The sequence below is a fragment of the Mucilaginibacter sp. GW821-FHT07G05 genome, assembly GCF_059418565.1.
The window spans coordinates 513,255-528,080 of sequence record NZ_JBWKQC010000004.1 but is presented as its reverse complement, the minus strand read 5'-3'; the positions used below and the strand labels follow the sequence as shown (position 1 = coordinate 528,080).

General features: G+C 42.9%; 12 protein-coding genes. All 12 read right to left on the bottom strand.

All coding sequences use genetic code 11. The annotated features are described in order from the left end of the window. Positions 1-8: 8 nt before the first annotated feature. The 12 genes from AC07NA_RS13670 to AC07NA_RS13615 all read right to left on the bottom strand — a co-directional run bounded on the left by AC07NA_RS13670 (position 9) and on the right by AC07NA_RS13615 (position 14,753). On the bottom strand, positions 9-728 hold the full coding sequence (locus tag AC07NA_RS13670; RefSeq protein WP_494898104.1) for a cytochrome c oxidase subunit 3: 720 nt from the start codon (positions 726-728) through the stop codon (positions 9-11). A 21-nt stretch (positions 729-749) separates the two neighbouring features. Continuing rightward, a complete protein-coding gene (locus tag AC07NA_RS13665; protein WP_494898103.1) occupies positions 750-1,334 on the bottom strand; it encodes a cytochrome c oxidase subunit 3 in 585 nt (194 codons plus the stop codon). After that, on the bottom strand, positions 1,334-2,194 hold the full coding sequence (cyoE, locus tag AC07NA_RS13660; protein ID WP_494898102.1) for a heme o synthase: 861 nt from the start codon (positions 2,192-2,194) through the stop codon (positions 1,334-1,336). The genes AC07NA_RS13665 and cyoE overlap by 1 nt, the downstream gene beginning before the upstream one ends. Then, positions 2,191-3,252 (bottom strand): COX15/CtaA family protein, encoded by a 1,062-nt coding sequence (locus AC07NA_RS13655; RefSeq protein WP_345211631.1) that lies wholly within the window; start codon positions 3,250-3,252, stop codon positions 2,191-2,193. Before AC07NA_RS13655 ends, cyoE begins: the two co-directional genes overlap by 4 nt. An 85-nt stretch (positions 3,253-3,337) precedes the next feature. Continuing rightward, a complete protein-coding gene (locus AC07NA_RS13650) occupies positions 3,338-5,221 on the bottom strand; it encodes a cytochrome c oxidase subunit I (RefSeq protein ID WP_345211630.1) in 1,884 nt (627 codons plus the stop codon). Between the two features lie 21 nt (positions 5,222-5,242). Next, positions 5,243-6,424 carry a cytochrome c oxidase subunit II gene (locus tag AC07NA_RS13645; protein ID WP_494898101.1) on the bottom strand — a complete coding sequence of 394 codons (1,182 nt, stop codon included), beginning with the start codon at positions 6,422-6,424 and terminating at the stop codon, positions 5,243-5,245. Positions 6,425-6,474: 50 nt separating this feature from the next. Further along, positions 6,475-7,740, bottom strand: a complete 1,266-nt coding sequence (locus AC07NA_RS13640) for a quinol:cytochrome C oxidoreductase (protein WP_494898100.1) — start codon at positions 7,738-7,740, stop codon at positions 6,475-6,477. A gap of 10 nt (positions 7,741-7,750) precedes the next feature. After that, entirely contained in the window at positions 7,751-8,326 is a 576-nt protein-coding gene (locus AC07NA_RS13635) for a c-type cytochrome (protein ID WP_345211627.1), read from the bottom strand. Then, the gene (locus AC07NA_RS13630; protein WP_345211626.1) at positions 8,319-8,873 is read right to left on the bottom strand and encodes a DUF3341 domain-containing protein; all 555 of its coding nucleotides are present in this window, start codon (positions 8,871-8,873) and stop codon (positions 8,319-8,321) included. The genes AC07NA_RS13635 and AC07NA_RS13630 overlap by 8 nt, the downstream gene beginning before the upstream one ends. Beyond that, entirely contained in the window at positions 8,874-10,349 is a 1,476-nt protein-coding gene (nrfD, locus tag AC07NA_RS13625; protein ID WP_345211625.1) for an NrfD/PsrC family molybdoenzyme membrane anchor subunit, read from the bottom strand. Between the two features lie 23 nt (positions 10,350-10,372). Next, a complete protein-coding gene (locus tag AC07NA_RS13620) occupies positions 10,373-13,435 on the bottom strand; it encodes a TAT-variant-translocated molybdopterin oxidoreductase (RefSeq protein ID WP_494898099.1) in 3,063 nt (1,020 codons plus the stop codon). 52 nt (positions 13,436-13,487) lie between these two features. Beyond that, positions 13,488-14,753 (bottom strand): c-type cytochrome, encoded by a 1,266-nt coding sequence (locus tag AC07NA_RS13615; protein ID WP_494898097.1) that lies wholly within the window; start codon positions 14,751-14,753, stop codon positions 13,488-13,490. Positions 14,754-14,826 lie beyond the last annotated feature (73 nt).

Sequence of the window (14,826 nt, the reverse complement as noted above, 5' to 3'; positions counted from 1 at the left end):
TTATATTATTAAACTAAATAGAAGAAGGTAAATACGAATACCCAAACAAGATCTACAAAGTGCCAGTAAAGGCCTACTTTTTCAACCATTAAATAGCTGCCGCGTTTTTGGTAAGTACCTGCAATGGTATTTATCAAAATAACTATGTTGATGATAACACCACTAAATACGTGGAAACCATGGAAACCGGTTATAGTAAAGAACAGGTTAGCAAACTGTTGTGTGTAAGTGGTTGATACTACAGCATCTTTAGTAAAATATTGCTTAAGTTCTTCCGGACCCGGGATACTCCCCCACCAAAAACCTTCGTGGTGTAAGTGGCTCCATTCTAATGCCTGGCAACCCAGGAATAAGAAACCGCCAATTACGGTAGCTATCATCCATCCTATTACTTCTTTACGTGAGTTACGATGACCGGCTTCAACCGCCAATACCATAGTAACCGAGCTAAGAATAAGAATAAACGTCATGATACCTACAAACACCAGTGGCGCGCCATGCTCAATAGTAGTTAGCGGAACTGATTGGAATACATGATCTGCCGCCGGCCAGCTAACCGCGCTAAAACGCAATGCTCCGTAAGCGATAAGTAACGATGAAAATGTGAACGCATCCGATAGGAGGAAGAACCACATCATCATTTTACCATATTCAACAGCGAAGGGAGATCTACCACCTGCCCAAGGCGTTGTTTTTACTTCATCAATTTGTGATACTGTTGTACTCATTTGTACTTGTTTGTAGATTAATTAATTCTGGTTCAAAAGTAAAAAAACATAGAGATAAATCCATATAATATCGACAAAATGCCAAAATATAGCGGACATTTCCATGTTATACAAGTTCTTAACCTGTGCTGTGTTGCGATAGCTTTTAACAAGCGTATTAACTAACAACAACAAACCGGCCAAAATGTGTATTAAATGCATTGCCGTAAACACATAAACAAATGATACGGACGCGTTGGGGTTGATAAAATAGATCTGTTTATCTATTAAAATACCCCAGCCATAAATTTGTATGGCAAAAAAGGCTATCCCTAATAATATGGTAAGCCATAAAAATATTCGTTGTTGCCCAAACTGCAATGTTTTTGCAGCCCGCGACGACAGGAACATGGTAATACTACTGACCGCAATGGTAATAGTACTGTATAAAAACACCGACGGCAGGGTTAAATTTAAAGCGTGCCCCTTACCCCCACTGTATACAATAAACCCGCTGGTAAGCGCCGCGAAGAACATAAACGATGTGAATATGAAGATCCACATGTTGAATTTCTTGGGCGTTAGGTCGAGCTTATCTTTTTCTTGTTGTATCTGAGCCATCATCATTACACCTTTCCTATAAAATCAAATAAAAATGCCAGTTGTACTATAGGCAAATATAAAAACGAGCCGTACATTAATTTTTGTGCCGATTTAATATCGCGGTTACGCATCAAACCAAAGCCAAAGTACAAAAATATAAGGCTTACTATTAACGATATGCCGCCTACCCAATAACCGCCGCAACCATAATATGTTGGCAATAAACTTACCGGCAACATAATAAGGGTGGATATAAAGGCGAAAACCGCGCTGGTGGTATCGCGCTTACCCGACGGCAGCAGCCTGAAACCGGCCAGTTTATAATCATCATCCAGCACCCAGGCAATAGCCCAAAAATGCGGAAACTGCCATACGAACTGTATCCCGAACAAGATCAATGCTATGTAATCAATTTTAGGATGAGCGGCCACATAACCAATAAGTGGTGGCAACGCGCCCGGTATAGCCCCTACAAATACCGCAATGGGCGATTTACGCTTAAGCGGCGTGTATAAAAACGCGTATAACACAATAGAGAATACCGATAAAAAGCCTGCCGTAGGGTTTAGCTTACCTAATAGGTAAGTACCAAATATCCCCATAAATAAGCCCATCACCAAAGCCTGGCCGGTATTCATACGTCCGGCAGGTATTGGCCTGTCGGCAGTACGGCGCATCAGCTTATCAAGGTCTTTCTCTATGATCTCGTTAAAGCAATTGGCTGCCGAGGTAACCAAAAAGCCACCGATGATAAGTATCATCCAATTTCCCCACACGATCTCGCCGTTCACCTTGCTGCCTATCAAAAATGATATCGACGCCGAAAACGTTACCAAAAAGGTAAGTCGTAATTTAATCAGCTTCGAAAAGTCACTCCAGCTCATCTGCGCGCCCCCTGTATATCAACCGTACGGTATAAATTTAAAACCAAATAAAATTGTGCCCCAAATATAAGGCTCGCCAACACAATATGCGCTGCCTGCGCGTAAGGCGGCAGCGAGAAGTATGAAAGCAGTATGCCGGTAACTATTTGAAGCATGATCATCAAAAAGGTGAAGCTCATTAACTGCTGTTGTACCGAATGGCGTATAAAACCACGACGTATCAACGCGTATAACATCAAATTAGCCAATAATACCATCAGGGCAAGGTTACGGTGATTAAGAAATATCTCACCCGCGTTCTTTACCCAAGATTCGCGGTAACCACCCTGAAAGTGATCGGCCACGGCATCTATTTGCTCACGCACTTCTGTTCCCATTGCTATTTGTACTACGCTTAAAGCCAAAGCGATAAAGGTAAATACATATACAATACCCTTTATTTGCAAGGGTGGTTTACCATGTGTTTTAGCCAAATGATAGGTTAAAATACAAATACCCAATATTGCCAAGGCAATAAGCATGTGTACGGTAACTATCCAGGCTATCAAATTTGTTGATACCACTATTGAGCCTAACCATGCCTGAAAAACTACCAGTATCAGGTTAAAAACGCTTAATACAGGTATCCAAACATTCACCTTACCATATTTAAATGAAAAGATGGCCAGCAGCAATAAAAACACACCGCTAATGGCGCCTACCAAACGGTTAACGTATTCCGTCCAGGTTTTGGCGGCGTTAAACTCTTCGGGCACCAGTATAGATTTATCGTCGCGTATACGCTGTGCAAGGTCGCTGTAACCAAATACATCAAGCGTGTGTGCAAAACGCTGATTTTTGGCCAAACGTTTATCAGCATATTGCTGCTTATAATCTTTAGGCAGCTCTGATAATTGTGTTGGGGGTATAAACTGTCCGAAACATTTAGGCCAGTCGGGGCAACCCATTCCTGAACCAGTGCTTCTAACTACACCTCCCGCCAATATCAATACAAAAAGCAGAACGATCGTGATAAGGTTGATCTTTAAAAATCTGTTTTTTGATGCGGGACTACTCATTGAATATCTTCTAAAAATTTAGGGTATCTGTTGAGGGAAAAATTTCCGGTACAGATACCCTAAAAGATCAGATCAGTAATTTAAATTATTTTACTTGTTCGTTAGCTTTTTGTGCATTTGTCCATTTGGTAAGTTCTTCCAAACCGGCAGCATTGTCTTCAAAATCATGCGGAACGTTTGAACTCATGGTTTCAGAGTAAGGCACTGTTTGCGGAATAAAATCTGCATCGTGACCCGGCTTGCTGTAATCATAAGGCCAACGGTAAACGGTTGGGATCTCGCCCGGCCAGTTACCATGTATGTGCTCAACCGGTGCAGTCCACTCTAAAGTATTAGACTCCCATGGGTTTTGCGGCGCTTTTTTACCAAAGAATATTGAGTAAAAGAAGTTGAACAGGAACGCAACCTGTGCCAGTGCGGACATGATAGCCGCCCAGGTAATGAATGTGTTCACTGATAACCAGCGTGACATTGATTCAAACTCTGTGAAGGCATAGTAACGGCGAGGTACACCATCCAAGCCCATAAAGTGCATTGGGAAGAATACCAGGTAAGCACCGATAAATGTTAACCAGAAGTGCAGGTAACCCAGCTTCTCGTCCATCATTTTACCGAACATTTTAGGGAACCAGTGGTAAACACCGGCAAGCATACCAAATATAGCCGCCGAACCCATTACCAGGTGGAAGTGAGCTACCACGAAGTAGGTATCGTGCAGGTTAATATCTAACGCGGCGTTACCCAGGAATATACCTGTTAAACCACCCGATATAAAGAAAGACACTAAACCGATAGCGAAAAGCATAGCAGGCGTGAACCTGATATTACCGCGCCACAGCGTAGCTAAATAGTTGAATGTTTTTACTGCTGATGGTACCGCGATGATCAGCGTAGTGATCATGAACACACCGCCAAGGAAAGGGTTCATACCCGTTACAAACATGTGGTGTCCCCATACGATGAACGATAGTACGGTAATACCAATCAGTGAATAAACCATCGCGTGGTAACCGAAGATAGGTTTACGTGAGTTGGTAGTGATGATCTCTGAAGAGATACCTAATGCCGGCATAATTACGATGTATACCTCCGGGTGACCCAGGAACCAGAATAAGTGCTGGAACAATATCGGGCTACCACCCTCAAAAGGCATCGCCTGGCCTTGTACCACAATTTCCGATAAGTAGAAGCTGGTACCAAAGCTACGGTCGAAGATAAGCAATACAACACCTGCAACCAGTACAGGGAATGCCAATACACCTAATATAGCGGTAAGAAAGAAAGCCCAGATAGTTAAAGGCATTTTCCAAAGATCCATACCTTTAGTACGCATGTTCAACACAGTACTTACATAGTTGATACCACCCATTAATGATGATGCTACGAAAAGAACCATACTGATGAGCCACAAAGTCATACCTGTACCTGAACCCGGCATTGCTTTTGGTAAAGCAGATAGCGGCGGATAGATAGTCCATCCCGGACCGGCAGGGCCTTTTTCAACAAAGAAAGAGCTTAGCATGATAACGCTGGCCAAAAAGAACAACCAGTATGAAAGCATGTTCATGAATGGCGAAGCCATATCACGCGCGCCAACCTGCAATGGTATTAGCAAGTTACTGAAAGTACCGCTTAAGCCGGCTGTTAGTACAAAGAATACCATGATGGTACCGTGTATAGTTACTAACGACAGGTAGAAGTTAGAATCTAAACGACCTTCAGGTGCAAAACGGCCTAACAAGGTTTCCATTAAAGGGAACGCTTTATCAGGGTAGGCTAACTGTATCCTGAACAAGATAGATAATATCATCGCGATAACAGCCATAGTAATACCTGTGATCAGGAATTGCTTGGCGATCATCTTATGATCCTGGCTGAATATATATTTGGTCAGGAAGGTATCATGATGGTGTTCGTGACCGTGTTCGTCATGATGTACTCCGTGATCCTGAACTGATAATGTTGACATATTCGCTATTATTTCTTTTTATTAATTATTAAGTGCTAACCTGCTGTTTTCTGATTCCTTTTTTGGCTCGTTTGTTTCGGCAAACTTTAAGTCTTTCTTCAACTGATCGCTCAAATAAGGTTTTTGTTGTGATATCCATTGCTGATATTCTGCTTCGGTAACCACGCGCACAATTTTTTGCATGTTGTAGTGACCACCACCGCAAATTTTGTTGCAATATAACAGGTATTGAAATTTCGGATCGTCAAGCTTGGTTTGCATCTCTTTAGTAGTGATGGTTGGCGTAAACTTGAAGAAAGTAGGTAAACCCGGTACCGCGTTCAATTGTACACGGAAGTGAGGCATATAAACGCTATGGATAACATCCTGTGCGTGTATGTTCAATCTGATCGTTTTACGTACAGGTATTACAATAGTATCGGCAGTAATATCATCAAAGCTATTTTTATCTTTAAAGTTAACACCTACTTTATTGGCACCGCTAACTAATTTAAAGTTGCTTTTACCTAAAACTTGGTCTTTACCGGGGTAACGGATCTCCCAGGCAAACTGGTGACCGGTAACCTCAATATTTAAATCGCCTTTGGTATTAACCGAATTGGTGATTGATTGCCATGTGAAGAAACCGAATACCACTAACACGGTAAGTACTATAGCAGGTGCAATGGTCCAAATCTTTTCGATGGTATTGTTATGCGGATAGTAGTAAGCTTTACGGTCGGCATTGTGTTTGTACTTGAATACGAAACCGAACAATAGTATTTGTGTAACTACAAACACTACTACCGTTATACCAAACGTAATGAAGAACATCTCATCGGTTTTAACACCGTGGATAGATGCCGCTTCAGGCAGTATCATGGCACCTTGTACTGTAAATTCCCAGTAAGCGCCAATCAATCCAAGTATCAGGAACAACAGGAAGCCAATACCCATAATGTTATTCCAGTTAAGGGCTTTTTTACCTTGTATCTGTTGTGTCAGATCATATATCCTGAATATTTTACCTACAACGGCAACAACCAGGCACAGTACAAAGAATAACAGCACATAGTATAATGGGCCTAAGCCAACACCCGGTTTTTCATCGGTAGCGGCGGCAGTTGCAGCTTCGGCAGCCATTAGCACGTTAGTGCCAAACAGCGTCAGCATCGCAAAAAGCGAAAGTAGTTTTTTAGAATTTAGTAGTTTTCTGAATGCCATTTTACTATTTTGTTTGGTATTCTGTATTTGAGTGCAAAAATAACAATTTATTATATGTGATGATGAAGGCTCTCCTCAATAAACGGATGCTTTTTAGGGATAAGTGACTTAAACCCGGCTAAAGCTCTGAATGTCAGGAACACAAATAAGCCAACAAAACCTATCGTAATAGTAATTTCCTGTACACCTAACGCTCTGTGCTCACCCACCGTACCCGGCATAATCATCAGGTAATAATCAAGCCAGTGACCAATTAATATCACTACGCAAGTGAAAGCTAAGCGGCTGGTTAAACGTTTCGCATCGCGAGACATTAACAGTAACAGCGGCGACAAGAAGTTAAGTACCAGGTTGATCCAGAACCAGAATTTGTATTCAGGCTCCCATCTTTTGTAGAAATAGATGGTTTCTTCGGGCATGTTGGCATACCAGATCAGGAAGAACTGAGAGAACCAAACATACGTCCAGAAGATAGAGAAACCAAAGATCAGCTGACCTAAGTTGTGCAGGTGATCTTCTCTAACCCATTGCATATAACCTTGTTTGCGTAATACGATAACAATTAATGCAATTACAGCTAAACCGCTAACGTGCATGGCGGCAAGGTTGTACCAACCAAACATGGTTGAAAACCAGTGCGCGTCTAATGACATCACCGCGTCGAAAGCGAATATCGGGAAGGTGAAACCGAAGATCACCAAAAATATAGCCGACATTTTAAAGCTCTTATTGTAGTTGAACATACCGCCCAACTCATCTTCGTTGTTTGAATATTTAACCAAAAGGCTACCGAACCATGAGTACAAGCCCAATACCACTACCATAAATACAAAGAAGGTCGGGATGTTAAGGAAACCTGATTTACCTGCAATGATAGGATCGTAGTTTGCAGTGCCTGGGGTAGTTAAACCATGCGCAGCCCAATGCGCGTATAAATAAGGAGCAGTTTCTGTTTTTCCGTCTTCAACAATTTCATGGTTGGTAAGCAAACCTGCTGTAGCAACCACTATTAATATTAAACCTGCAATAGGTAATACTTTAGCCAAAGCATGCGGCACCCTCAATATGGAAGCCGACCAACCGGCCTGCGCCATGTATTGATAAGCGCAAAAGAAAACACCCGCCATAGTTACACAGGCAAAGTAATATGACATGAGCAGCAAGCTCGAAAAAGTACGTTGTACACCGGCTTCGCTTTTATCAATCAAAAAGCCGTATACTATACCTAATATACCTATAACAATAGCTATTAAACTCCAGGTTTTTACTTTGCCTGAAAATTCAAAACGTTCGTCAATACTATTATGAGTACCCATTTAATTTATATTATAAAGTTTGTAAATGGTGAATATATAAAACCACTTTCCAGCGCTCTTGCGGAGATAACTGGGAAGCATAAGACCCCATCGCGTTTACACCATAAGTAATGGTGTGATATATTTTACCATCGGTAAGGTCTTTCATTTCGCCGCCGCGTGATGACTGACCTTTTGAGTATGACGGAGGTGGCGGATAACCATGCGCTACAACTTCACCATCACCCTGCCCGGTTTTACCATGGCATGGCGAGCAAAAGCTGATGAACAGCACTTTACCATCTTTTAAGTTAGCTGCAGTAGCAGGCAACAGGTTTTTAACGGCAACACTTGCACTATCATAACCACCGCGGGTGTTCGGAAAATCGAATCTCTGAAAACCTACCGGTATTGTACCTGCGGGTGGCACCTGCGCGGTTTTACCATCAGCGAAATTTGGATTAGCCTGATCAGGCTCATACGCTTTATGCTCATACATATTGGGGGCGTATTCCCAACCGGTGCTTCTTTTATCTTTGCATGAGGTAATGAATACCGATGCAGCGATAGCGATAACCGTTGTCCCCAATACTTTAAACTTATTCATAGCTAACATATTTTCTGTCGTTATGCTTAACTTCTACAGCTCCTGCTTCTTTTAACAAATTAGTGATATCATCGTGCGGCACATTGCCTTTGGCGTCAATAGCGATCACAAAACGATCGTCAGTTGCCCTAAGGTCCATTACCCTTGGCGCACGGCCCGGGAAAAGGTGTGTGGCTGCAAAGAAGGTAAACGTCATACCAAACGCGGTGAATAATATGGTCCACTCAAATGTGAATGGTATAAACACCGGGGTTAATGGCGCCCACCAGTCAGATGTGGTTGGTTTACCACCAATGTTCATCGGCCAATCGTGTACCAGGGTATAATATATAATACTGAATATTACTGTTGCACCCAGGCAGCCAAAGCAAAAAGCGGCATAACCTAAACGTGATTCTTTGATACCTAATTTAGCCTCAATACCGTGTATTGGCATTGGTGAGTAAACATCGTAAATAGGTACGCTATTTTTTTGTAACTTCTCGATCCCGTGTAACAGATCATCCGGATCATCAAAAAGACCTAATATAAATTTTGTGCTGCTCATTTATTTTTGAATTTCGTAATCGGCCAAATCAACACTATCGTATTTCTTTAATGATTCAAGGTATTCCTCTACGTGCTCTTTATCAAGCGTACCTGAATCTATCAGTTTCTTTTTGGCTTGCTCGCTCGCTGTTTTCACCAGTAGTTTCACCTCGGCCATGGCCACTGATGGTAATACGCGGATAAACAACAGGAACAAGGTAAAGAACACACCGATAGAGCCTATGAACACACCTAAGTCAACCCAGGTTGGGTAAAACATAGCCCAGCTCGATGGAACGTAATCGCGGTGTAACGAGGTTACGATAATTACGAAACGCTCAAACCACATACCGATGTTTACTACTACCGAAAGGAACCATGAGAACGGAATGCTGCGGCGCAGTTTCTTGAACCAGAACAACTGCGGAGAGATCACGTTACATGACATCATGCTCCAGTATGCCCACCAGTACGGACCGGTTGCACGGTTGATGAAAGCGTATTGCTCATACTCAACCCCTGAATACCATGCGATGAAGAACTCGGTGATATAAGCCACACCCACAATTGAACCCGTTAAGATGATGATCTTATTCATTGATTCGATGTGGAACATGGTAATGTAGTTCTCTAAACCTAATACCTTACGGGTGATCAGTAATAGTGTTTGCACCATGGCGAAACCCGAGAAGATAGCACCCGCAACGAAGTATGGAGGGAAGATGGTGGTGTGCCATCCCGGCTCTAACGACGTAGCAAAGTCAAATGATACAATGGTGTGTACCGAAAGTACCAGTGGTGTTGATATACCGGCCAAAATAAGCGACACGGTTTCGAAACGCTGCCAGGTTTTAACTGAACCTGTCCAGCCGAATGATAATACAGAATAGATGCGGCGGCGAAGTCCTCTTGGTGCACGGTCGCGGATCGACGCGATATCAGGCAATAAACCTGTGTACCAGAACACCAGCGATACCGAGAAGTAAGTAGAGATCGCGAACACGTCCATCATCAGCGCCGAGTTCCAGTTTACCCAAAGTACATACTGGTTGGGTAATGGTAAACAGAAGTAAGCTAACCATGGGCGGCCCATGTGCGCTACAATGTATGTAGCCGCGCAAACTACCGCGAAAATGGTCATCGCCTCTGCCGAGCGGTTGATGGAGTTACGCCAGTTTTGACGGAACAGTAGCAATACGGCCGAAATAAGCGTTCCGGCGTGGCCGATACCTACCCACCATACGAAACCTGTAATATCCCAGGCCCATCCTACAGTTTTGTTTAAGCCCCATTCGCCCAAACCGTACCAAAAGGTAAGGCTTATAGCTACCACCCAAAGCATCGCACCTAAAAAGGCGGTGATAAAGCCTATCCACCAGGCTTTGTTTGGTTTATTTTCTACAGGGAAAAGTACCTCGTTAGTAATGCGGGCATAGGTAATATCCTTGCCGGTAATTAACGGTTCCCTGATTATTGATTCACTGTGAGATGCCATATTTTATATCTCTGTTGTATTAATTAAGCTTCTAATTCAGTTTCAAATGAGTTTCTAACCTTAACCTGGTATCCGATACCCGGTTGTACGTTAAGCTCTTCAAGCACATAATAAGTTCTTTCGCTCTTTAATGCTTTTGAAAGCTCAGAGTTAGGATCATTAGCATTACCGAATATGATGGCGTTTGCTGAACATGTTTGCTGACAAGCCATTTTGATCTCGCCGTCAACCAACGGACGTTTTTCAATTTTAGCTTTCAGTTTGCTTGATTGTATACGTTGTACGCACATTGAGCATTTCTCCATTACACCACGGAAACGGGTAGTAACATCAGGGTTAAGCACCAATTGCGTATGCTCGTTGTTCAGGTAGTTATCAAAACGTGAATCGTTCCAGTAGTTGAACCAGTTGAAGCGACGTACTTTGAACGGACAGTTGTTAGCGCAATAACGGGTACCTACGCAACGGTTGTAAGCCATTTGGTTCAAACCTTCAGATGAGTGAACGGTTGCCAGTACAGGACATACAGTTTCGCAAGGAGCGTGATCGCAATGCTGACAAAGCATCGGTTGGTGAACAACGGTTACATGGTCAAGATCTTCTAATTTCTCAATCTCTTTCTCTTTGGTAACCGCGCCATTTTTAGTTTCGTAGCTGTAGTAACGGTCAATACGTATCCAGTGCATTTCGCGGCGGCGGCGTACTTCGTCTTTACCTACAACAGGTATGTTATTTTCGGCGCTACAAGCCACAATACAAGCACCGCAACCAGTACAGGCATTAAGGTCGATAGCCATTTTCCAGTCGTAAGCAGGTCTTTCGTGCACGCTGCTCGAAGATTTTTCCCACAAATCATAAGTTTTGTGTTTTTCTTCGTGACCGCTTTTTGAAGCCGGATCTTTTACAAATTCTTTAAAAGTAGTTTCGCGGATAACAGCCTCACGACCTTCAAAAGAGTGGTGAGTTTGTGTTAGCGCAAGCGGCGATACATCGCCTGTTTTTGAAATGGTAGCAACCAGTGAAGTTTGCAGTGTACCATTGCTGTAAGTATAGAACGGATAAGCGTTTTTACCTACATTGTTACCTACCGGTCCGGCCGCTGTACGTCCGTAACCTACGGCTATTGATACAGTGCCTTGTGCCTGGCCCGGTTGTATTAAAACCGGCACTTCAACAGCATAACCATTAGCTTCAACTTTTACTACATCACCTTCTGCATAACCTAATTTCTCGGCTGTTTTAGGGGCAATGGCAGCATAGTTATCCCAGGTAACTTTTGATACCGAATCCGGAAGCTCCTGCAACCATGGGTTGTTTGAGTAACGGCCATCACCTACTGATGTGTTTTGGTAAATTTGAAGTTCAACTTGCTCGCCGCTGGCAGTAATTTTTGCCGATTGGCTAACAATAGCTTGTGCTGCCGCGTTAACGTTAGCTGCTGCTGTATAAGTACCTGCCGGTTTTGGCGCGGTAGTGATTAAACCCGTTTGCAGTAAAGTTTCCCAACCGCTTTGGCCTGATAAACCGCCTAATGCAAGCAGGCTATTGCTCCAGTTATTTCTAACGTAAGTGTAATAGTCGGCCACAGGTGCTTCAGCCCAAATTAATAAGCTTTGCTCTGCCTGGCGTGTATTGTAAACCGGGTTGATGGTTGGCTGTACCACGGTATAGAAACCTGATATAGCGTTTGAATCACCCCATGACTCTAAGTAATGGTGGTTTGGCGCTATTACTGTTGAAGCAGCAGCGGTTTCATCATTATGATCAGAGAAAGATACTTTTAAGCGTACTTTAGCTAAAGCAGCGGTAATATCCTTGTTGTTAAAGTAATCGTAAACCGGGTTGGCATTCAGGAAGAATACCGCGCCAACTTCGCCGCGTTTCGCTTCGTTAACAAACTCAACAAATTCGGCATCGTTACCTTTAAACTGGTTTGATGGATTTTCGATATCGATAGTAGTACCGTAGCTGCCCAACAAAGCGTTGATAGCGTTTACTACTGTTTGCGTAGCTACATCATTTGCACCGGCAACTACCAATGCTTTACCTTTTGCAGCAATAAGTTCTTTTGCAACAAGGGTGATAGCGGTATTTGCAGATTTTGTGCTTAGTTCTTTTGAACCCGGCAATGTAGTACCTGAAAGGGCATTGTATAAGTTGATAACCGCTAAACCAAGTTCAGACGGTTTAACCGGGATACGCGCATCGGCATTGGTACCGGTTACGCTCATGCCGCTTTCAAACTGGATGTGGCGAGACATTTTTTTCTCTTCCAGTGATTTCATGTTCCTGTTTGAAACATATTGTCTTGTAAACTCTTCACCGGAGATCCAGCTTCCTAAGAAGTCGGCCGCGAAGCTTACAATAACATCGGCTTTATCAAAGTTATAGTGAGGTACTACCGCTTTGCCGAAGCTGGCTTCGTTAGCTTTTATAATACCTGTATATGATACCGCATCGTAATTGATGTGTTTTGCAGCAGGGTATTTGGCAACAAAATCAGCAATAACAGCCAGTGTTGAAGGGCTGTTAACTGTTGATGATACGATGCGTATTTTTTTACCGCCGGCTTGTACCGCAGCTAATTCTTTCTTTACAAAAGCATCAACCTCGTTCCAGCTGCTTGTGCTGCCTTTTAATAAAGGATCTTGCACGCGGTTAACATCATATAATTCTAAAACTGATGCCTGTGATTGCGCACTTAAACCCCCACCTGATAAAAGATCCTTAGGGTTACCCTCAACTTTAATAGGGCGACCTTCGCGGGTTTTTACCAATATAGCGTGGCCATCATGCGTTGATGTATAGTAGTTAGGAACGCCCGGAGTTATCTCCTCTGGCCTAATCAGGTACGGGATTGATTTGTGAACAGGTACACGCTGGCAGGCTGCCAAAGTAACCGCACCCACACCAAAACCAAGCGCTTTAAGGAAATCACGACGCGGAGTTCTTGATTGCAAACCCGCACCACTCAATAATTCCTCAATAGGCAACGGCTCGGCAAACTCGTGCTTATTTTTCTCAACAAATTCCGGCGTTTTGTTCAGTTCCTCTAAACCTTTCCAGTATTTTTTATTGCTATCCATTTAAGCTATATAAACTGTAATTGCTAAGTTCTTTTTAATTCTTTCGTTATTATTAATAGTGGCATTTAGCACACTCGGTACCACCCATCATAGCTGCAGTAACTTTTTCACCTTTTTTAAATTTGTAGTGAGCAGCAAGCAAGTTATCATAGTACGCATTGCCTTTACCGTTAACTTCGGTACGTTTGTGGCACTGTATACACCATTTCATGGTAAGCGGTGAGTATTGGTAAACCTCTTTCATTGTCTCGATAGGACCGTGGCAGTTTTGGCATTTGATGCCGCCAACTGTTACGTGCTGAGAGTGATTAAAGTAAGCGAAATCTGGCAGGTTGTGTATACGTACCCACTGGATAGGCTTAGCTTTTGATGCATCATAAGTTGAAGTTTCAGGATTGTAACCCAATGCATCATAAATTTTGTGAATCTCCGGCGACTCGGTTTTAACAACCTTGTGGCAGTTCATACACACGTTTAATGATGGGATTGACGCGTTTTTAGATTTGAACGCGCCTGAGTGACAGTACTGACATTCAATTTTCATAACACCTGCGTGCAACTCGTGCGAGTATTTGATTGGCTGTACCGGTTGGTAGCCCTGGTGCATGTTGGTATTCCACATGGTTACCCAGCTCCAGCTGCCCGACGCAACTACAAAACAAAGCACAAGGAAGAAAACAAGTTTTTTGTTCTTAGCAACTTTCTTCAGGAAAGCGAAACGGTCAACAGGTGCCTTTTCTTCTTCCTCTTCTTCAATTACAATGTTTTTGTTTTTAAGCAACAAACGCTCTAAAGTGCCGATAACCTTGTTTAACACAAGTATTACGATGAACGCGATTACAACAACACCTATTAAACCCCAGATAAGCAGTTCGCTTGGGCCGTTATCAGCAGCTGCTGCCGCGCCCGGTGCGCCTGCTGCCGGAGCAGCTGTTGTTTTCTTATGCTCTTCACGAACATAAGTGATAATGTTCATTACATCAGCATCAGATAACTCGGTAAAAACCGACATACCTGCCTGTTGATACTCGTTGTATATCTTTAAAGCTTTTGGGTCTTTAGCTGCGATAAGGGCCTGATTGTTTTGAATCCATTTGATCAGGTACTTATCATCAGTTTCTGATGTAAGCTGCGGACCCAGTGCCGGGCCAATTAGTTTTTGCTCGATTTTATGACAGGCAGTACACTTTGCCTTGAAAATTGCCTCACCTTTCGCAACATCAGCCTGCGCATTGGCAGTTACGCTGTATGCAGCTAAGCCTGCAACCAATAAAATCGACCTCGTGAATTGTTTAAAAATTAATGAGATATTTCTCATAAAGCGTATTTATGCTGAATAATATTAATATTAAAGTTACTGGACCTACCCCGCCGTTTAGCGCGGCTTTTAA